The organism is Azospirillum sp. (genome assembly GCF_050789165.1).
The window spans coordinates 81,549-102,340 of the sequence record NZ_JBOZRT010000125.1; the positions used below are offsets into that span (position 1 = coordinate 81,549).

Below are 20,792 nucleotides of genomic sequence, written 5' to 3' on the forward strand. Positions count from 1 at the left end.
GACGGGATCTTGCAACCCGCTGGACGCCGCACGCTTACGGAATAGGCTCATTGGACAGAAGTTCGTGGCCCGCGTACGACAGCCCGGACACCAGCACCACCGCCGCGACCACCGCGGCGACCGACAGCAGCAGCCCCACGCCGATGGCGCCGCCGTCGCGCTCGATCAGCCCCAGCGAGATCAGCACCAGCGCGAATCCGGGCAGCCAGCCCATCAGCGGCACCGGCACGATGCAGATGGTGATCAGCACGAAGATGAGCACGCCGAACCAGCGCTCGCCGTCCACGTGGGCCAGACGGGGCAGGCGCGGCTTCAGCATCGCCTCGATCCACAGCAGGCGCGGCATCACCGCGTCCAGCATGCGCGCCGCGTTGTCCCGCGACACCGAGCGGTGCAGCAGCCACGCCGGCAGCACCGCGTCGCGCTTGCCGAACAGCAGGCGCAGCGAGAACAGGAACAGCGGCAGGTCGCACAGCACCGAGACGCCGAGCGGCACCGGCGCGATGGTCGGCAGCGCCAGCGCCAGCAGCACCGTGCCCAGCGAGCGGTCGCCCAGCGCCGCGATCAGGTGGGCGAGCGCCACCCGGCCCTGCGGCAGGTCGGCGCGGAACGCCGCCAGCACGTCCGACGTGCGCTGCTCGTCGGCCAGCGCCGCCGGGCACTCCTGGTCCAGTTCGGCGCTCATGCGGCGATGCCCGCCTCGGCGGCGGCGGCCTCGTAGACCTCCAGCGCCTCCAGCCACGTCTCCTCGGCGGCCGAGAGCTTCTTCTCGACGGCGCCCAGGTCGATCTGCAGCTTCCGCAGCGTCTCGCTCGGTCCTTCGTAGAGCTTGGGGTCGGCCAGCTTGCCCTCGATCTTCGCCTTCTCGGCGCTCAGCTTGCCGACCAGCGCCTCGGCGTCGGTGGCCTTCTTCTTCAGGGGCGCCAGCGCGGCGCGCGCTTCCGCCGAGGCGCGGCGCTGGTCCTTGCGGCTGGGGCCGGTGTCGCCCTTGGCCTCGGCCCGCTCCGCGCGCGCCTTGTCGAGCAGCAGGGCGCGGTAGTCCTCCATGTCGCCGTCGTAGGGCTTGCACGTGCCCTCGGCGACCAGCCAGAGGCGGTCGGCGGTCAGCTCGATCAGGTGCGGGTCATGGCTGATCAGGATCACCGCGCCCTCGAAGCCGTTGATCGCCTGGATCAGCGCCTCGCGGCTGTCGAGGTCCAGGTGGTTGGTCGGCTCGTCGAGCATCAGGATGTGCGGCGCCTCGCGGCTCATCATCGCGAACAGCAGCCGCGCCTTCTCGCCGCCGGACAGGCTGGAGATCTTCGTCTCCGCCTTCTGCTGCGGGAAGCCGAAGCGGCCCAGGTGGGCGCGCACCTTCTCCTCCAGCACGTCGGGCATGACGCGGGCCATCTGCTGGACGGGGGTGAGGGTCAGGTCCAACTCCTCCGCCTGGTGCTGGGCGAAGTAGCCGACCTTCAGCTTGCCGGAGCGGCGCATCTCGCCGCCCATCGCCTTGAGGCGCCCGGCCAGCAGCTTGACCAGCGTCGACTTGCCGTTGCCGTTGGCGCCCAGCAGCGCGATGCGGTCGTCCATGTCGATGCGCAGGTTGAGGCGCCTGAGGATCGCCTTGTCGCCGTAGCCGACGGTGGCGTCCTCCAGCGCGACCAGCGGCGGCGACAGGCCGTCGGGCTGCGGGAAGTTGAAGCTGACCCGCTCCTCCTCGCCCACCTCGGCGATCGGCTCCATGCGCTCCAGCGCCTTGATGCGGCTCTGCGCCTGCCGGGCCTTGCTGGCCTTGTAGCGGAAGCGGTCGATGTAGGACTGGATGTGCTTGCGCACCGCCTCCTGCTTGGCGGCGTTGGCCTGCAGGCGCTCGATGTTGGCGCGCCGGGTGGCGACGAAGCGGTCGTAGTTGCCGCCGTAGGTCACCAGCTTGCCCTGGTCGACGTGGATGGTCGTCGTCGGCACCGAGTTCAGCAGGTCGCGGTCGTGGCTGACCAGCAGGATCGTGTGCGGGTAGTTCTTCAGGTAGTTCTCGAGCCAGATCGTGGCTTCGAGGTCGAGGTGGTTGGTCGGCTCGTCGAGCAGCAGCAGGTCCGGCCGCGCGAACAGCACGCCGGCCAGCGCCACGCGCATCCGCCAGCCGCCGGAGAAGGCCGAGCAGGGCTGGAGCTGCGCGTCCGCGTCGAAGCCCAGGCCGGAGAGGATCTGCGCCGCGCGGGCCGGCGCCGAGTGCGCCTCGATGTCGGCGAGGCGCGTGTGCACCTCGGCGATGCGGTGCGGGTCGGTGGCGGTCTCGGCCTCGGCGAGCAGCGCGGTGCGCTCGGTGTCGGCGGCCAGCACGGTGTCGATCAGGCTGGTCGAGCCGGCCGGCACCTCCTGCGCTACCATGCCGAGCTTCATGCCGGCGGGCAGCGTGATGGAGCCGCCGTCGGCGTGCAGGGTGCCGGCGATGAGCTTGAGCAGCGTGCTCTTGCCGCAGCCGTTGCGGCCGACGAGCGCCACGCGGTGCCCCTTCGGCACCACCGCGGTGGCTTGGTCGAACAGCACGCGGCCGCCGTAGCGGAACGTCAGGTCGTTGATGTGCAGCATGTTGCCGGGGGATGTAGCACGTCGGCGGCTTGGTTTGAAGGGATCGGGTGGGGACATGCTTGCCGAGCCGCCGCCCGGCCGCTATAACCCCGCGCAACGCGGTGCCTCCGTTCGGGGAGCGCCGGGAAAACCATTTTCATGTGGAGCACCACCGCCATGGCCCTCGAGCGCACCCTGTCGATCATCAAGCCCGACGCGACCCGCCGCAACCTGACCGGCAAGATCAACGCCCGCTTCGAGGACGGTGGCCTGCGCATCGTCGCGCAGAAGCGCCTCCAGCTGTCCCAGGCCCAGGCCGAGACCTTCTACGGCGTGCACCGCGAGCGTCCGTTCTTCGGCGACCTGGTGAAGTTCATGGTCTCCGGCCCGGTGGTCGTGCAGGTGCTGGAAGGCGAGAACGCCATCGCCCGCAACCGCGAGATCATGGGCGCCACCAACCCGGCCAACGCCGCCGAGGGCACCATCCGCAAGGACTTCGCCGAGTCGATCGAGGCGAACTCGGTGCACGGCTCCGACGCCCCGGAGACCGCCGCCCAGGAGATCGCCTACTTCTTCTCCGGCCTGGAGCTGGTCGGCTGATTTCAGCCGCAGCGTCGAGGATCTGCGAAGGGCCGCCCCCCGGGGCGGCCCTTCGTTTATTCGGGTTGTCCGAGCGAACGGCGGTAGTAGACGACGCGTTCGGTCTCCTCGAAGCCGAGCGCCATGTGCATGCGCTGGGACACCTGATTGTCGATGAGGGCGTCCGACGCCAGTTCCCGGCACCCCTGCGCCGTCGCCCAGGCGACGACCGACCGGACCAGCAGGCGGGCCACCCCGCGCCGGCGCCAGTCCGAGCGCACGTACAGCCCTTCGAGGAACGCCACGGGCGACGTTTCGCAGCCGTTCACGTAATCATGGCGGAGGGTCGCTTCGGCGAACCCGATCCACTCGGCGTCGGGTGAGCGCGCGAGGCGGATGGCCGCGCGGCCGCCGTCCAGCATGGCCTCCGCTTCGGCGCGGTGTATGGAGAGCGACGCTTCCGGCCACAGGGCGCGGCGCATGCGGACCCAGTCGTCCAGGCTCTCCCGCGTGCATGTCTCGACGTGCATACCGGCTGTTCCGCCCGCGACGCGGGCGCGTGTCCCGTCGTCCGCGCCGGGGCGGGGACGACGGGAATGCGGAATGGGATGGCTAGAGCAGGAAAATCGCCATCAGGACCAGCACGACCACGACGCCGATGACGGCGTACTTCATGAAGTGCGTGAAGGATTCCCAGCCGCGCGCGTGCTCGCGCACCAGTTCTTCGCTGACGGGCCGGTCGTGTTGCTGCGCCAAGGCCATGATGATAACCCCCTCCTCGTTTTTGCGGTTTTGCGAGGAAGTGGTGGCCGAGAGGCGCGCCGGCAAGTCCCGCCTTACGGCGCGGGGTTGAGCAGCACCGACGCGCCGTCGGGGGCGTGCCCGTCGACATGGACGCGCTCGTTCTCGACGCGGACCTGGCCCTCGGCGATCAGGCGCACGGCGAGGGGGTAGGCGCGGTGTTCCTGCGCCAGCACGCGGCCGGCCAGGGCGTGGGCGTCGTCGTCCGGCAGCACCGGCACCGCCGCCTGCACGACGATCGGGCCGACGTCCATCTCCGAGCGCACGTAGTGCACCGTGCAGCCGTGCACGCGCACGCCGGCGTCCAGCGCCCGCTGGTGGGTGTCCAGCCCCTTGAAGGCGGGCAGCAGCGACGGGTGGATGTTGATCATCCGGTCGCGCCACGCATCGACGAACCACGGCGACAGCAGCCGCATGAAGCCGGCGAGGCACACCAGTTCCACGCCGGCCGCGCGCAGCCGGGCGTCCATGGCCGCCTCGAAGGCGGCCTTGTCGCCCGGGAATTCGCGGTGGTCGACCACCGCGGTCGCGATGCCCGCCTCGGCCGCGCGCGCCAGTCCGGCGGCGTCGGCCTTGTTGGAGAGGACCAGCGCGATTTCCGCGGGGAAGCCGGGGGCCGCCGCCGCGTCGATCAGCGCCTGCAGGTTGCTGCCGCGTCCCGAGATCAGGACGCCGACCTTCAGACGGGCCATGCCGTGTCCGTTCCGGCGACCGTCACGCGCTCGCCATCCGCCACCGGGGCAATGGTGCCGACGCGGTACACCGTCTCGCCGTGCTGGCGCAGGATCTCCGCCGCCTCGTCCGCCTTCTCCGGCGGGCAGACGACGACCATGCCGAGGCCGCAGTTGAAGGTGCGGGCGAGGTCGGCGGCGCTCAGGCCACCGGTCTTGGCCAGCCAGCCGAACACCGGCAGCAGCGGCCACTGCGTGGCGTCCAGGCTGACCCCCAGGCCGTCCGGCAGCACGCGCGGGATGTTCTCGATCAGGCCGCCGCCGGTGATGTGGGCCAGCGCCCGCACCGTGCCGGCGCGCACCGCGGCGAGCGCGCTCTTCACATAGATGCGCGTCGGCGTCAGCAGCGCCTCGCCCAGCGTCTTCGACGCGTCCCAGGGAGCCGGGTCGGCGTAGCCGAGGCCGCTCGTCTCGACCAGCCGGCGCACCAGCGAATACCCGTTGGAGTGCACGCCCGAGGAGGCGAGGCCCAGCACCACGTCGCCGGCCTGCACGCCGGCCCCGGTCAGCGCCTGGTCGCGCTCGACGGCGCCGACCGAGAAGCCGGCGAGGTCGTAGTCGCCCTTGGCGTACATGCCCGGCATCTCGGCGGTCTCGCCGCCGACCAGGGCGCAGCCGGCCTGCCGGCAGCCCTCGGCGATGCCGGCGACGATGGCGCGCCCGGCCTCGACGTCCAGCTTGCCGGTGGCGAAGTAGTCGAGGAACAGCAGCGGCTCGGCGCCCTGGACGACGAGGTCGTTGACGCACATCGCCACGAGGTCGATGCCGACCGTGTCGTGGCGGCCGCTGTCGATGGCGACCTTCAGCTTGGTGCCGACGCCGTCGGTGGTGGCGACCAGCAGCGGGTCATGGTAGCCGGCGGCCTTCAGGTCGAACAGCGCGCCGAAGCCGCCCAGGCCCGCGTCGGAACCCGCGCGCGCGGTGGAGCGTGCCAGCGGCTTGATGGCCTCGACCAGCGCGTTGCCGGCGTCGATGTCCACGCCTGCCTGCTTGTAGGCGTCGGACGCGTTTTTTGCGGGAGTGCTGATGGTATCCTCGCTTGGGCTGGGCTATATACCGGGCCAAAGATCGGGCCGAAACATACTCGAATCGGAAGGCATTGCAATGCTCCACCGCAGCCGCCGGGCGCTTTGCGCCGTCATCGCCGCCCTGCTTCTGGCGCTGGCCGGGCACACGCTCCCGGCGCGCGCCCAGGTCGCGCCCGCGGCGCAGGCCGACGCCTTCACCGTCTCGGGCGTGAAGGTGGACGTCACCACCGCCAACCCCAACGCCGGACGCGACCAGGCGATCAGCGAGGCGCAGCGCAAGGCGTGGGACACGCTGTACCAGCGCCTCGTCCCGGGCGGGAAGGCGCCGAGGCTGTCCGACCACGACCTCGCCCGCCTCGTGGCGGGATTCGAGATCGACGAGGAGAAGCTGGCGGCCAACCGCTACGTCGGCACGATGACCGTGCGCTTCCGCCCGCAGGCAGTGCGCGACCAGCTCGGCGGCAGCGGCGCCGCCTACGTCGAGCCGCCGAGCCAGCCGCTCGTCGTGCTGCCGGTGACCGTGGTGGACGGCAAGCCGATCCTGTGGGAGGACCGCACGCCCTGGCGCTCGGCCTGGGAGGCGCGCGAGCGCGGCAGCTCGCTGGTGCCGCTGGTGGTGCCGGAGGGCGAGATGGAGGATCTCCAGGCCATCGGCGCCCAGGACGCGGTGAACGGCGCGGCCGATCCGCTGGCCGCCATCGCCCGGCGCTACAGCGCCAACGGCGTGGTGGTGGCGCGCACCACGCTGCCGGCGTCGGGCGAGCCGACTCGGGGGCAGCCGCTGGCGGTGGACGTCGTCCGCTACGGCCTGGACGGCTCGCGCGAGCAGTTCCCGGTCAGCGTCCGCGTCGATGCCGACGACCGCCCCGCTGACGCGCTGGCGCGCGGCGTGACCTTCGTGGCTGCGGCGCTGGACGAGGCGTGGAAGCGCGACAACACGGCGGTCTCCGGCGGCGAGCAGACGGTCGCCGTGGCGGTGCCGGTCGGCCGGCTGGAGGACTGGATCGAGACGCGCAAGCGGCTGGCCACCGTGCAGGCGGTGACCCGCGCCGACCTGCTGTCGCTGAGCCGGATGGAGGCGCTGGTGGCGCTGACCTTCCGCGGCGACGTCGAGCGGCTGCGGCAGGCGATGGCGCGCCGCGACCTCGGCCTGACCCAGGCGGCGCCGCGCGTCGATGCCGGCGTGGTGCCGGCCCCGGCGCTGGAACTGCGCGCCCTGCCCAGGGGCGCCGGGGCGAGCCAGCCGGCGGCGCCGCTGCCGGCCGCGGCCCCGGTTCCGCCGCCGATGGCCGCCCCGGCCGGGCCGGGCGTCGTCATGGGCGCGCCGCCGCGCGACCTCGGCACGATTCCCGCGCGGCGGTATTGATGCGGTGGCGGCATCGGCGATGGGCCGTTACGCTGCCGTCCCCGTCATCCCCGCGCAGGCGAGGATCCATAATTTCCGAAGCGGCGTGCCTTGAGGGCTATGGATCCCCGCCTTCGCGGGGATGACGGCCGAAGAAATGCAAGGCTTGACGCACCGAAAGGAGAGGGGAAGCGCGTGAGCATCCCCAACACCATCACACTGGGCCGGCTGCTGTGCGCGCCGCTGGCCGTCTACCTGATCCTGGCCGGCGAGCTGGGCTGGACGTTCTGGCTGTGCATGGCGGCCGGCGCCTCGGACGCGCTGGACGGCGCCATCGCGCGCATGTTCCGCGCCCGCACGGCGCTGGGCGCCTACCTCGACCCGATCGCCGACAAGGTGCTGCTGGTCAGCGTCTACGTGGCGCTGGGCAACGTCGGGCAGCTGCCGCTGTGGCTGGTCATCTTGGTGGTGTTCCGCGACCTGATGATCGTCGGCGCGGTGCTGCTGGCCTACACGCTCAAGGAATCGCTGGCGATGCAGCCGCTCGGCATCAGCAAGCTCAACACCGCGGTGCAACTGGTGCTGCCGGTGGCGGTGCTGGCGCCGCACGGGCTCGACTACACGCAGCCGGTCTTCTACGGCTACGACCTGGTGCGGCTGCTGGTGTGGCTGTGCACGGTCACCACCGTGGCCTCCGGGCTGGCCTACCTGGGGCGCGGCCGCATCCTGTTCGACCGCACCGGGGGCCTCAAGTGAACCAGGCCCGGCACCTCCGCTTCTGGCTGATCGGCTTCGCGCTGTTCGCGGCGGTGCTGTGGGTGCTGTCCGGCATGCTGCTGCCCTTCGTGGCGGGGCTGGCGATCGCCTATTTCCTCGATCCCTCGGTGGACCGGCTGGAGCGCACCGGGCTGCCGCGCTGGGCGGGGGCGGTGGTTGTGCTGCTGTCCTTCGTGCTGGTGGCGTTCTGCTTCGTGCTGCTGCTGCTGCCGCTGGTGCAGGCGCAGGCGGTGCTGCTGATCGACACGCTGCCGCACTACGCCCAGGTGCTGCGCGAGCGCGTGCAGCCGGCCATCGAGGACCTCGTGCACCGCCTGTCGCCGGAGGACGTGGAGCGCCTGCGCACCGCCGCCGGCGAGTACGCGGGCGAGGCCGTCGGGTGGATCGGCCGGGTGCTGCGCGGCCTGCTGTCGGGCGGGCTGGCGCTGTTCGACGTGTTCTCGGTGCTGTTCATCACGCCGGTGGTCGCCTTCTACCTGCTGCGCGACTGGGACGTGCTGGTCGGCCGGGTGGACGGCTGGGCGCCGCGCCAGCACCTGTCCACCATCCGCGCTCAGGCGCAGGAGGTGAACCGCACGCTGGCCGGCTTCGTGCGGGGGCAGGCGCTGGTGTGCGTGGTGCTCGGCCTGTTCTACGCGCTGGGGCTGTCGGCGGCGGGGCTGAACTTCGGGCTGGTGGTGGGGCTGCTGTCGGGGCTGCTGTCCTTCATCCCGTTCGTCGGCACGCTGTTCGGTTTCGTCACCTCGACCGGGCTGGCGCTGTTGCAGTTCGATTCGCTGTGGCGGGTGGCGATCGTGGTGGCGATCTTCATCTTCGGCCAGATGATCGAGGGCAACGTGCTGACGCCCAAGCTGGTCGGCGACAAGGTCGGGCTGCACCCGGTGTGGGTGATGTTCGCGCTGCTGGCCGGCGGCAGCCTGTTCGGCTTCGTCGGCGTGCTGCTGGCGGTGCCGGTGGCGGCGGTGATCGGCGTGCTGACCCGCTTCGCGCTGGGGCGCTACCTGCAGAGCGATTACTACAACGGCGCGGTCGACAGCCCATGAGCGTCCCGGCGCAACTGCCGCTGGACCTCGGTTTCCGCCCGGCGATGGGCGGCGAGGACTTCCTGGTGGCGCCCAGCAACGGCGACGCGGTGGCGTGGCTCGACCGCTGGCCGGCGTGGCCGGCCCCGGCGCTGACCGTCTGGGGGCCGCCGGGCTGCGGCAAGACGCACCTCGGCCAGGTCTGGCGGGCGCGCAGCCGGGCGCCGCAGGTGACCGGCGCCGCGCTGGAGGACGCCGACCTGCCGGCGCTCATCGACGCGGCGCGCGCCGTGGTGGTGGACGACGCCGACGCCGTGGCGGGCAAGCCGGGGCGGGAGCGGGCGCTGTTCCACCTCTACAACCTCGCCCGCGACTGCGGCGGGCACCTGCTGCTGCTGGCGCGCAAGGCGCCGGCGCGCTGGCGGGTGAAGCTGCCCGACCTGCGCTCGCGCATCAAGGGCGCCCCGGCGGTGGGGGTGGAGGCGCCGGACGAGGCGCTGCTGGCGGCGGTGCTGGTCAAGCTGTTCGCCGACCGCCAGCTGATCCCCAGCCAGGAGGTGATCGGCTACCTGCTGGCGCGCATGGAGCGCTCGCTGGACGCGGCGCGCCGCGTGGTGGCAGCCATCGACCGCGCCTCGCTGGCCAAGCAGCGGCCGGTCACCGTGCCGCTGGTGCGCGGGGTGCTGGCGGAGATGGAGGGGTAGGCCGCGCCCGCGCCGGGTTGCCGGCCACGGTGGCGCCGGGCGGCACGTCGCGGGTCACCACGCTGCCGGCGCCGATCACCGCGTCGTCGCCGACCGTGACGCCGGGCAGCAGGATGGCGCCGCCGCCGATCCAGACGTTGCGGCCGATGCGCACCGGCCGGCCGAACTCCAGGCCCTGGCGGCGCGGCTCCGGGTCGCGCGGGTGGTCGGCGGCGTAGACCTGCACGGCCGGGCCGATCTGCGTGCCGTCGCCGACCTCGATCCCGACCACGTCGAGGAACACGCAGTTGAAGTTCAGGAACACCCCGGCGCCGAGGCGGATGTTGAAGCCGTAGTCGCAATAAAATGGCGCGCGGACCACCGTGCCCTCGCCGATGGCGCCGAGCAGCGTTCCGAGGACGGCGGACTCGCCGTCGTTGAAGGCGCGCAGCAGGGTTTGGGTGCGCTGCTGGTCGGCCTGGATCTCCGGGTCGGCGGCGCAATAGAGGTCGCCGGCCAGCATGCGCTGCTTCTGGGTGCGGTCGTCGGTCATGGCGAGGAGATGGGGGCGGATGCCGCCGCCGTCACCCCCAGAACACCGCCATTTCCCGGAACGCCTTCAGCCGCTCCGCCAGCGCCTTGCGGTGCTGCGCCGCCCGCCGCTCCAGCGGCTTGGCCGCCTTGCCGCCGGCCAGGGCCTTCAGACGCTTCTCCGCCACCCGCAGGTCGTGCAGCGCGTCCAGCGTGCCGTACAGCGAGTCCAGCGCCGTGCCGTAGGGGCGCACGGAGTCCGGCGGGTAGAGGCCGCGGAAGACCTCCACGCCGTAGCGCAGCGTGCGCAGGCGGCGGCGCAGGCGTTCGGGATCCTCGGCCTTGCGCGCCTTGGCGTGCCGGGCCGCCAGCCAGGGGCCGGCGAGGTCGGCCATCGGCGCGTCGAGCCGCGCGCGGGCGATGCCGGCGTGCCAGTGCCCCTCCTCCAGCCAGACCCCCAGCGCCAGCAGCAGCGCCGTGCAGCGAGGCTCGCGCAGCGCGGCCACGGCGCGCTCCGCCGCCGGGCGGCGGGCCTCGGCCAGGGCGGGGGCGAGCGCCGGGTCGGGCAGGGCGGAGGCCAGCACGTCCCAAGCCCGCGCCGGCCGCAGCCGCTTGGCCAGCCAGCGGATCTCGTGCTCCAGCCGCGCCGCCTCGGCCGGCGCGACGACCGGGGCGAACAGCGTCAGCGCGGTGCGCAGGTGGCGCAGGGCGATGCGGATCCGGTGCAGGCCCTCGGCGTCGCCGCCGGCCAGCACGCAGGGCTCGTTGGCGAGGATCTGGCGCAGTCCGTGCCGCACGACGTGGCGGAACGCCTCGGCCACCGTGCTGAGCGGCGACAACATGGGCGGGTCGCCGAGCACCGGCGCCGGCGCCCGGCCGGAGACCATGCGGTAGCCCAGCTCGGCCTTGCTCTCCATGCCGATGCGCAACGGCACGGCGCCGTGCAGTTCCTGCGCCAGGGCGAACAGGCGGCCGATGCGGCCGGATTTCAGCTCCAGCTCGACCTCGCTGATCCGCTCGTCGCCGCGGCCGGCGGCGATGCCGCCATCGTCGATGGCGACCTCGACGCTGGTCTGCGCGTCCAGGCGCAGCAGCACCGCGGTGCGGGTGAAGTCGGTGGCGAAGACCGGCATCAGTTCGCCGCGCGCGTCCTCCGGCACCAGGGCGCCGGCGCCCTCGGCGTCGAGGCGCGCGAAGTCGGGGGCGTCGCCCTCCACCGGCCACTCCCACTCGCGCCGCACGGCGACCGCGGCGGCGTCGGCCTGCGGGTCGGCGGCGACGGTCTTCAGGCCCTGGATCCGCCGTGTGCCGTCGTGGCGCAGGCGCAGCGCGATGCCGCGGCCGTACAGGCGCAGGTCCGGGGTGTCGAAATAGACGGTGCGCAGCCGTCCCGTCACCGGCGCTCCCTCCGCCCGCTCCGCCAGCAGCGGCAGCGCCGCCAGCCGGGCGAGGTCGTCCGGCTGCACGTGGAGCTTCAACTCCACCTCGTGCGCCATGGCGCCGGTCGGGGATGCGGGGAGCGGAGCGGTTGCCAACGCGGTGCGGCCTCGGGTTCCGGGACGGGTGTCCTGGAATACCCCAAGGCCGGGGGTTATGCCAGCAGGCGCGGTCGCACGAACTCCACCAGATGGCCCTGGCCGGGGGAGACGTCGCGCCAGCGCGTCGTCTCGAAGGTCAGGATGGCGCAGCCGCCGGTGGGGAACTTCTCGGCCACCGCGCGCAGGACCTTCGGGTCGCCGAATCCGGCGAGGTGTTGGGTGAGGTGGTGCATGTCCGGGTTGTGGCCGACCAGCATCAGCGTTCCCACCGAATCGGGCGCCGCCCGCAGCGCCTCCAGCAGGGCCGGCGCGCCGGCCAGGTAGAGCCCGCGGTCGTGCTTGACGGTCGCGTCGCGGCCCAGCGCCTCCAGCACCAGCGCCAGCGTGTCGGCGGCGCGCTTCGCGGTGGAGCACAGCACCAGGTCGGGGTGGATTCCCCGGTGCTTCAGGTGGCGGCCGACCAGTCCGGCGGCCTCCACCCCGCGCTCGGTCAACGGCCGGTCGTGGTCGGCCAGCGACGGATCGTCCCAGCCGGACTTGGCGTGGCGCATCAGGCAGAGCGTCTTCATGGCGCAGGGCCTCCCGGCAGGGGGGTTTTCACTGGACAAGCATGCCGTTTCGCCAAATCGTAATCCAGCTGTTGTAGGCTATACGCCTGTTTCATGTTCGTCCCATCCCGGTTCTCCAGCGAGGCAACCCGTGTCCGACGTCCAGCAGCTCGACGACTTCACCATCGACCCCGAATCGCCGGAGCGCTTCATCAACCGCGAGGTGTCGTGGCTGGCCTTCAACCGGCGCGTCCTGGAGGAGGCGTCGAACCCGCACCACCCGCTGCTGGAGCGGCTGCGCTTCCTGTCGATCTCGGCCAGCAACCTGGATGAGTTCTATATGGTGCGCGTCGCCGGCCTGAAAGGGCAGGTGGCCGCCGGCGTCAAGGCGCCCAGCCCGGAGAACCTCACCCCCGCCCAGCAGCTGGCCGCCGTCAACCAGCGCATCATCGAGCTGATGAGCGAGCAGCAGAACGTCTGGCGCACGCTCAAGAAGGAGCTGCGCGAGAACGGCATCGCCGTGGTCGACCCGGACGAGCTGTCGGAGGCCGAGCGCGACTGGCTGGAGGCCAAGTTCCTCGACGACATCTTCCCGATCCTGACGCCCATCGCGGTGGACCCGGCGCACCCGTTCCCGTTCATCCCGAACCTGGGCTTCTCGCTGGGCCTGCAACTGCACGACACGGTCAAGGGCACGCACCTGGACGCGCTGGTGCCGCTGCCGGCGCAGCTGGACCGCTTCATCAGATTGCCGGGCTCGGACATCCGCTTCATCCAGCTGGAGAAGGTGGTGCTCACCTTCATCGACCAGCTGTTTCCTCCGTTCCAGGTCAAGGCGCACGGCGTCTTCCGCATCCTGCGCGACAGCGAGATCGAAATCGAGGAAGAGGCGGAAGACCTGGTCCGCACCTTCGAATCCGCGCTCAAGCGCCGCCGCCGCGGCAGCGTCATCCGGCTGGCCGTCGATGCGGGCATGGCCGCCGACCTGCGCGAGTTCCTGCGCGCCGAGCTGAGCGTGTCGAACGACGACGTGTTCATCCTCGACGGGCTGATCGGGCTGGTCGACACCAAGCAGCTGATCGTCGACGAGCGCCCCGACCTCGTCTTCCGCCCGTTCAACGCCCGCTTCCCGGAGCGCATCCGCGACTTCGGCGGCGACTGCTTCGCCGCGATCCGCCACAAGGACATCGTGGTCCACCATCCCTACGAGAGCTTCGAGGTGGTGGTGCAGTTCGTGCGGCAGGCGGCGCGCGACCCGCAGGTGGTGGCGATCAAGCAGACGCTGTACCGCACCTCCAAGGATTCGCCCATCGTCGCCGCGCTGATCGAGGCGGCGGAGGCCGGCAAGTCGGTCACCGCCCTGGTCGAGCTGAAGGCCCGCTTCGACGAGGAGGCCAACATCCGCTGGGCGCGCGACCTGGAACGCGCGGGCGCCCAGGTGGTTTACGGATTCGTGGACCTGAAGACGCACGCCAAGATCTCGCTGGTCGTGCGGCGCGAGAACAAGGCGCTGCGCAGCTACGTGCATTTCGGCACCGGCAACTATCATCCGATCACGGCCAAGGTGTACACCGACCTGTCCTTTTTCACCTGCGACCCGGCGCTGTGCCACGACGCGGCGGTGATGTTCAACTTCATGACCGGCTACGCCACGCCGAAGGTCCTGGAGAAGATCGCCATCGCGCCGATCACGCTGCGCAAGCGCCTGGTCGAGCTGATCGACGCCGAGATCGCCAACGCCAGGGCCGGCAAGCCGGCGCAGATCTGGGTGAAGCTCAATTCGCTGGTCGATGCTGAGATCATCGACAAGCTCTACCAGGCGTCCCAGGCCGGCGTGATGGTGGACATGGTGATCCGCGGCATCTGCTGCCTCAGGCCCGGCATCAAGGGCCTGTCGGAGAACATCCGCGTGCGCTCCATCGTCGGGCGCTTCCTGGAGCACGGGCGCGTCGTGTGCTTCGGCAACGGCCACAAGCTGCCCAGCCCGCACGCCAAGATCTACATCTCCTCGGCCGACTGGATGCCGCGCAACCTCGACCGCCGCATCGAGACGCTGGTCCCCATCGAGAACCCGACGGTGCACGAGCAGGTGCTGGACCAGATCATGGTCGCCAACTACAAGGACGAGACCAGCTCCTGGCTGCTGGGGCCGGACGGCGTGTACCACCGTGTCAAGGAATCGGGGCCGGATGCCTTCAGCGCCCACACCTATTTCATGACCAACCCCAGCCTGTCCGGCCGCGGGTCGGCGCTGAACAGCAAGCGCACGCCGCCACGCCTGAAACTGAAGACGGTATCGTAAGATGGCTGCCGAGGAACGCCGCGGAGCGCCGCGCCCAGAGACCATCGCGGTCATCGACATCGGGTCCAACTCGATCCGGCTGGTGGTCTACGACGGGCTGAAGCGTTCCCCGATGCCGATCTTCAACGAGAAGGTGCTGTGCGGCCTGGGCCGCGGCGTCGAGAAGAGCCGGAAGCTGAACCCCGAGGGCGTGCGCGCCGCGCTGGCCCACCTGCCGCGTTTCCGGCAGATCGCCGAGGGCATGCGGGTGCCGCGGGTGGACGTGCTGGCCACCGCCGCGGTGCGCGACGCCAAGGACGGCCCCGCCTTCGTCAAGGCGGTGGAGCAGGCGACCGGGTTGAGCGTGCGCGTCGTCAGCGGCGAGGAGGAGGCGCAGCTCGCCGCCAACGGCGTGCTGTCCGGCACGCCGGAGGCCGACGGGCTGGTCGGCGACCTGGGCGGCGGCAGCCTGGAGCTGGTCACCGTCTCCGGCCACGCGCTGGGCCGCCAGGTGACGCTGCCGCTGGGGCCGCTGCGGCTGATGGAGGCGGGGGAGAGCCGCGGCGCGCTGGTCAAGGCCATCGACCAGCACCTCGACACGCTGCCGTGGCTGGGCGAGGCCAAGGGGCGTACCTTCTACCCGGTGGGCGGCAGCTGGCGGGCGCTGGCCAAGCTGCACATGGAGCAGACCCGCCACCCGCTGCACATCATCCACCACTACACGGTGCCGGCCGGCGAGATCCGGCAGTTCGCCGACCTGATCGCCCGCCAGAGCACGTCGACGCTGGCCAAGCTGGCCGGCTCGCGCCGCCGCGGCGACACGCTTCCCTACGCGGCGCTGGTGCTGGAGCGGCTGATCAAGGCGGCGGGGCCGCGCGACGTGGTGTTCTCCGCCTACGGCCTGCGCGAAGGGCACCTGTTCTCGCTGCTGCCGCCGGACGTGCGGCAGGAGGACCCGCTGCTGGCGGCCTGCGTCGACTGGGGGCAGAGGTTCTGCCGCTTCGGCGACCCGTCGCTGCTGGTGCCGTGGACGGCCGGCCTGTTCGCCGGCGAGGACGCGCTGGGCCAGCGCCTGCGCCACGCCGCCTGCCTGCTGAGCGACGTCGGCTGGGCCGAGCACCCGGATTACCGCGCCGAGCACGCCTTCCTGCGCGTGCTGCGCTACCCGTTCCCCGGCTGCGACCACGCCGAGCGGGTGTTCCTGGCGCTGGCCTGCTACGCCCGCTACGCCGGCACCATCGACGCCCCGGTGACCGCTGGGGTGCGCGGCCTGCTGTCGGACGCGCAGCAGAAGCGGGCGCTGGTCCTGGGATTGGGGCTGCGGCTGGCGCTGAACCTGACCGGCGGGGCGAGCGCCTTCCTGCAGCGCACGGCACTGAAGCTGGGCGGCGAGGCCCTGGTGCTGACGCTGCCCGACGACACCGAGGCGCTGGACGGCGAGACGGTGCGCCGGCGGCTGGACGCACTGGCCAAGGCGCTGAACCGGAGGGCGGAGGTGGTGACAACCCCGCTACGGCCGCTGGCGGCGGAGTGAGGAAGCGCGTGCCCCCTCCCCATCCCTCCCCCGCTGTCGCGGTGGAGGGGGCAGAGCGGCGGAGTTCCCTCCACCGCGACAGCGGGGGAGGGGCAGGGAGGGGGCAAACCCTCAGTCCGTCATGCCCTTGGCGGCGGAGATGGCGTCGCGGATGCTGACGCCCTTGCGCAGGATGTTGTCCACCGCGCGGCCCTGCACCAGCTTGATGCCGGCCTTGTGGGCGTACACCAGGCTCGACACGGTGTCGCAGCGGGCCAGGATGAACTTGCAGCGGTCCTGCTCGCTGATCCGCTCGAAGAAGTACTTCTCGAACGCCGGGTCCATCTCCAGCATGTCGTTGGACCAGAAGATCTTGGCGTAGTCGGCGTTCAGGTATTCCAGGTCGAAGTTGGTGACCCAGAACGGGTTCAGCCCGTCCACCGCGATCTGGTAGCGGCGGTCCTGCGCGAAGTCCACGACCTCCTGGAACAGCTGGAGGTTCTCGATCAGGTCGCCCTTGGAGATCTCCAGAACCACCTGCCCGCGGAAGTCGATGGGCAGGCGTTCGTCAAACTTGATGAAGCCGGTGGAGATCACCGTGGACAGGTTGATGTTGATGCCGATGCGCCGGCCGCGCATGAAGCTGAGGCCGTGGTTCAGCGCCCGCAGCACCGACTGGTCGAGGTTGGCGGTGAAGTAGTTGAACAGCCACTTGTTGGCCGTCAGGTCATAGTCCGGGCACAGCCGCTCCTGCAGCAGCTTGATCGAGATGTACAGCTCGAAGTACGCCATCTCGTCTTCGGCCGCCGGATCAAGATTGGCGATCGCCTGGTTGAAGAGGAACGGCGACAGGTCGAACATCTGCATCGAGCGTTCGAGCTTGCCCAGCTCTTCCAGCGTGATCGGCGGCTTGGTCTCGGTAACGGCGATGCCGGACTCGCCGGACGCCAGCTCCTCCACGAACCGGATGACGTTGATGAAGTTCAACGCCAGTTCCATGATCGAGTAGAGCGAGTATTCCTTGTACGGGTTCGGCCCGGTCAGCGTCGTCTTCGACAGGAAGACCTGCTCGACCTTCTGGCAGACGTCGGTGACGCCGGTCAGCTTCAGGCCCTTGTAGAGGACGATGACGTCGCCGTTCGAGATGTTGAAGGACTGCAGGTAGGAGGCCTTGGTCCCCAGCTCCTGGATGATGGTGCGCACCACCATCTGCGCCGTCGGGTCCTTGTCCTTCAGCAGCGACAGGTGCATGTGGATCAGTCGCATGCCCTGCAGCTCGCTCTTGGCCGAGCGCAGCAGGTTCAGCAACTTGTCATTGTCGAAGACGGGGCCTTTTTCCTGCTGAGCGGCGACGGCCTGCTGCTTCTCCGAGGTGGAGAGGCGTACCCGGTCTCTGCCGACCGGCGGCCTGCCGCGAAAACTGCTCATCCAGAAATCCCCCAGACCGCTTTCTCGTTTACCGTGCCCCGGCAGGGGACCGCAACGATCATCCGCGGCGGGCCGCCCCTCAAACCCGAAACCGCGCGGGTATGTTACGCTTAGGTATCTTTAACAAGGCATTAAAGCGTGGTTAACATAGGAATTACCAATCAAATTTTCCTAGTTTGCAGGGTCAATCGTACGCCGTCCGCCGCTGGCCGGTTGTTTTATTGAACGGACGGGGAGGCCGGAGCCTCCCGATCCTACTCCTCGACCACCTCGGTGGGGACGATGCGCACCCGGCGGTCGAGGATCGCCAGCGCGATTCGCCCGTGCTTCAGGGCCAGCGCGTCGTCGCCGAACATCTCGCGCCGCCAGCCGTGCAGGGCCGGCACGTCGGCCTCGTCGTCGGCGGCGATGGCCTCGAGGTCGGCGGCCGAGGCCACCAGCTTGCTGGCGACGTGGTTCTCGTCGCACTTCATCTTGAGCAGCACGCGCAGCAGCTCGACGATCGGGGCGATGCCCTGCGGCGGCTCCTCGCGCGGCTCCAGGCGCGGCAGCTCCGACTCCGGCAGGTCGAGGGCGCGCTGCACGGCGGCCAGCACGTCGGCCCCCTGGCGCCCCTCGGCGAAGCCGCGGCCCATGCCGCGGGTGCGGGCGAGGTCGTCCACGGTGGTCGGCGCGTGCGCGGCGATCTCCAGCATGGCCTCGTCGCGCAGCACGCGCGAGCGCGGCAGGTCGCGCCGCTGCGCCTCGCGCTCGCGCCACGCCGCCAGCTCCTTCAGCACGGCCAGGAAGCGCGGCTTGTTGGTGCGCACTTTGAGGCGCATCCAGGCGGTCTCGGGGTCGGATTCGTAGGTGGCGGGGTCGGTCAGCACCGCCATCTCCTCCTCCAGCCAGTGCTCGCGGCCGGTGCGGTGCAGCCGGCGGCGCAGCTTCTCGTAGGCGGGGCGGAGGTGGGTGACGTCGGACAGCGCGTACTGCAGCTGGCGGTCGGTCAAGGGGCGCTGCGACCAGTCGGTGAAGCGGCTGGACTTGTCGATGCGGGCGCCGGCCAGCTTGGTGACCAGCGTCTCGTAGCCGACGCTGTCGCCGAAGCCGCAGACCATGGCGGCGACCTGCGTGTCGAACAGCGGGTGCGGGATCTTGCCGGTGAGCTGGTAGAAGATCTCCACGTCCTGGCGGGCGGCGTGGAAGACCTTGAGCACCGACGGGTCGTTCAGCACGTCGATCAGCGGCGCGAGGTCGATGCCTTCCGCCAGCGGGTCGATGGCGGCGGCCGACTTCGGCCCGGCGACCTGCACCAGGCAGAGCTGCGGGTAGAAGGTCTTCTCGCGCAGGAACTCGGTGTCGACGGTGATGTAGTCGGCGCCCGCGAGGTCGCGGCAGAACGCTTCGAGGTCGGATGTGGTGGTGATCAGAGTCATGGCCGCGTTACATACACGAGCCATGGGCGGCGGGAAAGGGGGGCGTCGCGCTTGCCACCCTTGACATTCCCGCGCTCCCGGTGTGCTCTGGCGGCCATTTTCCGCGCGGAAACCATCGATTCCCAAGGCAGCTCGACCCATGCACCCCTATCGCACCCACACCTGCGGCCAGCTTCGTGAAGAGGATGCCGGCTCCACCGTCCGCCTGTCGGGCTGGATCAACCGCAAGCGCGACCACGGGCAGCTCCTGTTCATCGACCTGCGCGACCACTACGGCATCACGCAGTGCGTGATCGACAACTCCAAGGCCGACTTCGCCACCGCCGACCGGCTGCGCCTCGAGTCCGTCATCACCATCACCGGCAAGGTGGTGAAGCGCACGCCCGAGACCATCAACGACAAGATGGCGACCGGCCGCATCGAGGTGCAGATCCAGGAGCTGACGGTCCAGTCCGAGGCCGAGACCCTGCCGATGCCGGTCAACCAGGAGGCCGACACGGGCGAGGAGGTGCGCCTGCGCTACCGCTTCCTCGACCTGCGGCGCGAGCGCATCCACGAGAACATCCTGCTGCGCTCGCGCGTCATCGCCTCGGTGCGCCGCCGCATGATCGACCAGGGCTTCACCGAGTTCCAGACGCCGATCCTCACGGCGTCCTCGCCCGAGGGTGCCCGCGACTACCTGGTGCCGAGCCGCAACCACCCCGGCAAGTTCTACGCGCTGCCGCAGGCGCCGCAGCAGTTCAAGCAGCTGCTGATGGTCGCCGGCTTCGACCGCTACTTCCAGATCGCGCCGTGCTTCCGCGACGAGGACGCGCGCGCCGACCGCAGCCCGGGCGAGTTCTACCAGCTCGACTTCGAGATGAGCTACGTCACCCAGGACGACGTGTTCGCCTCCATCGAGCCGGTGCTGCACGGCATCTTCGACGAGTTCGGCGGCTTCCGCCGCGAGAGCAAGCCCCAGGTCGACTCCTACCCGTTCCGCCGCATCGCCTTCGACGAGGCGATGCTGAAGTACGGCTCGGACAAGCCGGACCTGCGCAACCCGCTGGTCATCACCGACGTGACCTCGGTGTTCAAGCGCGACGACGTGGAGTTCCGCGCCTTCCGCCAGACCATCGACAAGGGCGGCGTGGTGCGCGCCATCCGCGCGCCGAAGGTCTCCGACCGGCCGCGCAGCTTCTTCGACAAGCTGAACGATTGGGCGCGCGAGCTGGGCGCGCCGGGCCTCGGCTACATCATCTTCGAGGCGACCGGCGGCAAGGGCCCGATCGCCAAGTTCGTGCCGGAGGCGGCGCAGGCCGAGCTGCGCACGCTGGTCGGCCTGGAGGACGGCGACGCGGTGTTCTTCGTCTGCGACCAGCCGGCCGCGGCGGCGAAGCTGGCCGGTCAGGCCCGCACCAAGCTGGGCCAGGAACTGGACCTCATCGAGAAGAACGCCTTCCGCTTCTGCTGGATCGTCGACTTCCCGATGTTCGAGTACGACGAGGAGGCCAAGCAGGTCATCTTCTCGCACAACCCCTTCTCCATGCCGCAGGGCGGGCTGAAGGCGTTGCAGGAGATGGATCCGCTGGAGATCAAGGCCTACCAGTACGACATCGTCTGCAACGGCGTGGAGCTGTCGTCGGGCGCCATCCGCAACCATCTGCCGGAGGTCATGTACAAGGCCTTCGAGATCGCCGGCTACCCGGCGTCGGAGCTGGAGGCGCGGTTCGGCGGCATGCTGAGCGCCTTCAAGATGGGCGCCCCGCCGCACGGCGGCTCGGCCCCGGGCATCGACCGCATCGTCATGCTGCTGGCCGACGAGCCGAACATCCGCGAGGTCATCGCCTTCCCGCTGAACCAGCGCGCCGAGGACCTGCTGATGCAGGCGCCGGCCGAGGTGGACCAGGCACGCCTGCGCGAGTTGCACCTCAAGCTCGACCTGCCGAAGCCGAAGGTCGCCGCGCCGAAGGAATGACGGCGCTTGGATGAAAGAAAGCCCCGCTCGGTGGAGCGGGGCTTTTTCATGCCTGGAGCAAG

Annotated in this window: 18 protein-coding genes and 2 pseudogenes; 8 read left to right on the forward strand and 12 right to left on the reverse strand. The window is 70.6% G+C overall.

Annotation, left to right across the window (positions count from 1 at the left end; all coding sequences use genetic code 11):
- Window positions 1–34: 34 nt before the first annotated feature.
- Both ACRWK7_RS27205 and ACRWK7_RS27210 read right to left on the reverse strand, forming a co-directional pair.
- Window positions 35–685 carry an exopolysaccharide biosynthesis protein gene (locus ACRWK7_RS27205; protein ID WP_431859661.1) on the reverse strand — a complete coding sequence of 217 codons (651 nt, stop codon included), beginning with the start codon at window positions 683–685 and terminating at the stop codon, window positions 35–37.
- Window positions 682–2,571: an ABC-F family ATP-binding cassette domain-containing protein gene (locus ACRWK7_RS27210; RefSeq protein ID WP_431859663.1), complete on the reverse strand. Its 1,890-nt coding sequence runs from the start codon at window positions 2,569–2,571 to the stop codon at window positions 682–684. The genes ACRWK7_RS27205 and ACRWK7_RS27210 overlap by 4 nt, the downstream gene beginning before the upstream one ends.
- A 156-nt stretch (window positions 2,572–2,727) precedes the next feature.
- Here ACRWK7_RS27210 and ndk point away from each other — a divergent pair, with 156 nt between their 5' ends.
- A complete protein-coding gene (gene ndk, locus ACRWK7_RS27215; RefSeq protein WP_109118651.1) occupies window positions 2,728–3,150 on the forward strand; it encodes a nucleoside-diphosphate kinase in 423 nt (140 codons plus the stop codon).
- Window positions 3,151–3,206: 56 nt separating this feature from the next.
- Here ndk and aac(6') read toward each other — a convergent pair whose 3' ends face one another.
- The 4 genes from aac(6') to purM form a co-directional block, all read right to left on the reverse strand.
- On the reverse strand, window positions 3,207–3,659 hold the full coding sequence (aac(6'), locus tag ACRWK7_RS27220) for an aminoglycoside 6'-N-acetyltransferase (RefSeq protein WP_431859665.1): 453 nt from the start codon (window positions 3,657–3,659) through the stop codon (window positions 3,207–3,209).
- Between the two features lie 82 nt (window positions 3,660–3,741).
- Window positions 3,742–3,957 (reverse strand): aa3-type cytochrome c oxidase subunit IV, encoded by a 216-nt coding sequence (locus tag ACRWK7_RS27225; protein WP_431859667.1) that lies wholly within the window; start codon window positions 3,955–3,957, stop codon window positions 3,742–3,744.
- An 8-nt stretch (window positions 3,958–3,965) separates the two neighbouring features.
- A complete protein-coding gene (purN, locus tag ACRWK7_RS27230) occupies window positions 3,966–4,622 on the reverse strand; it encodes a phosphoribosylglycinamide formyltransferase (protein ID WP_431859669.1) in 657 nt (218 codons plus the stop codon).
- A complete protein-coding gene (purM, locus tag ACRWK7_RS27235) occupies window positions 4,610–5,689 on the reverse strand; it encodes a phosphoribosylformylglycinamidine cyclo-ligase (protein ID WP_431859711.1) in 1,080 nt (359 codons plus the stop codon). The genes purN and purM overlap by 13 nt, the downstream gene beginning before the upstream one ends.
- Window positions 5,690–5,765: 76 nt before the next feature.
- Between purM and ACRWK7_RS27240 the strand changes: the two genes are divergently transcribed.
- The 4 genes from ACRWK7_RS27240 (at window position 5,766) to ACRWK7_RS27255 (ending at window position 9,537) form a co-directional block, all read left to right on the forward strand.
- Entirely contained in the window at window positions 5,766–7,055 is a 1,290-nt protein-coding gene (locus ACRWK7_RS27240; RefSeq protein ID WP_431859671.1) for a DUF2066 domain-containing protein, read from the forward strand.
- Window positions 7,056–7,229: 174 nt separating this feature from the next.
- A complete protein-coding gene (locus tag ACRWK7_RS27245) occupies window positions 7,230–7,790 on the forward strand; it encodes a CDP-alcohol phosphatidyltransferase family protein (RefSeq protein ID WP_431859673.1) in 561 nt (186 codons plus the stop codon).
- A complete protein-coding gene (locus tag ACRWK7_RS27250; RefSeq protein WP_431859675.1) occupies window positions 7,787–8,854 on the forward strand; it encodes an AI-2E family transporter in 1,068 nt (355 codons plus the stop codon). The genes ACRWK7_RS27245 and ACRWK7_RS27250 overlap by 4 nt, the downstream gene beginning before the upstream one ends.
- Window positions 8,851–9,537, forward strand: coding sequence for an HdaA/DnaA family protein (locus ACRWK7_RS27255; protein ID WP_431859677.1), 687 nt, complete (start codon window positions 8,851–8,853; stop codon window positions 9,535–9,537). Before ACRWK7_RS27250 ends, ACRWK7_RS27255 begins: the two co-directional genes overlap by 4 nt.
- 7 nt (window positions 9,538–9,544) lie before the next feature.
- Here ACRWK7_RS27255 and ACRWK7_RS27260 read toward each other — a convergent pair.
- From ACRWK7_RS27260 to ACRWK7_RS27275, 4 genes and pseudogenes are all read right to left on the reverse strand, one after another.
- Window positions 9,545–9,685 (reverse strand): annotated as a pseudogene (locus ACRWK7_RS27260) (DapH/DapD/GlmU-related protein); the annotation flags it as partial.
- Between the two features lie 234 nt (window positions 9,686–9,919).
- Window positions 9,920–10,069 (reverse strand): annotated as a pseudogene (locus tag ACRWK7_RS27265) (maltose acetyltransferase domain-containing protein); the annotation flags it as partial.
- A 31-nt stretch (window positions 10,070–10,100) separates the two neighbouring features.
- Window positions 10,101–11,543 carry a CHAD domain-containing protein gene (locus tag ACRWK7_RS27270; protein WP_431859679.1) on the reverse strand — a complete coding sequence of 481 codons (1,443 nt, stop codon included), beginning with the start codon at window positions 11,541–11,543 and terminating at the stop codon, window positions 10,101–10,103.
- 95 nt (window positions 11,544–11,638) lie between these two features.
- Complete coding sequence (locus ACRWK7_RS27275; protein ID WP_431859681.1) at window positions 11,639–12,154, reverse strand: SixA phosphatase family protein; 516 nt, start codon at window positions 12,152–12,154, stop codon at window positions 11,639–11,641.
- A 130-nt stretch (window positions 12,155–12,284) separates the two neighbouring features.
- Here ACRWK7_RS27275 and ACRWK7_RS27280 point away from each other — a divergent pair, with 130 nt between their 5' ends.
- Complete coding sequence (locus ACRWK7_RS27280) at window positions 12,285–14,435, forward strand: RNA degradosome polyphosphate kinase (RefSeq protein ID WP_431859683.1); 2,151 nt, start codon at window positions 12,285–12,287, stop codon at window positions 14,433–14,435.
- 1 nt (window position 14,436) lies between these two features.
- On the forward strand, window positions 14,437–15,948 hold the full coding sequence (gene ppx, locus ACRWK7_RS27285) for an exopolyphosphatase (protein WP_431859685.1): 1,512 nt from the start codon (window positions 14,437–14,439) through the stop codon (window positions 15,946–15,948).
- 111 nt (window positions 15,949–16,059) lie between these two features.
- Here ppx and ACRWK7_RS27290 read toward each other — a convergent pair whose 3' ends face one another.
- On the reverse strand, window positions 16,060–17,355 hold the full coding sequence (locus ACRWK7_RS27290; RefSeq protein ID WP_431859687.1) for a hypothetical protein: 1,296 nt from the start codon (window positions 17,353–17,355) through the stop codon (window positions 16,060–16,062).
- Between the two features lie 254 nt (window positions 17,356–17,609).
- Complete coding sequence (gene rnd, locus ACRWK7_RS27295) at window positions 17,610–18,773, reverse strand: ribonuclease D (protein WP_431859689.1); 1,164 nt, start codon at window positions 18,771–18,773, stop codon at window positions 17,610–17,612.
- A 139-nt stretch (window positions 18,774–18,912) separates the two neighbouring features.
- Here rnd and aspS point away from each other — a divergent pair, with 139 nt between their 5' ends.
- Window positions 18,913–20,730 (forward strand): aspartate--tRNA ligase, encoded by a 1,818-nt coding sequence (gene aspS, locus ACRWK7_RS27300; RefSeq protein ID WP_431859690.1) that lies wholly within the window; start codon window positions 18,913–18,915, stop codon window positions 20,728–20,730.
- The last annotated feature ends 62 nt before the right edge of the window (window positions 20,731–20,792 follow it).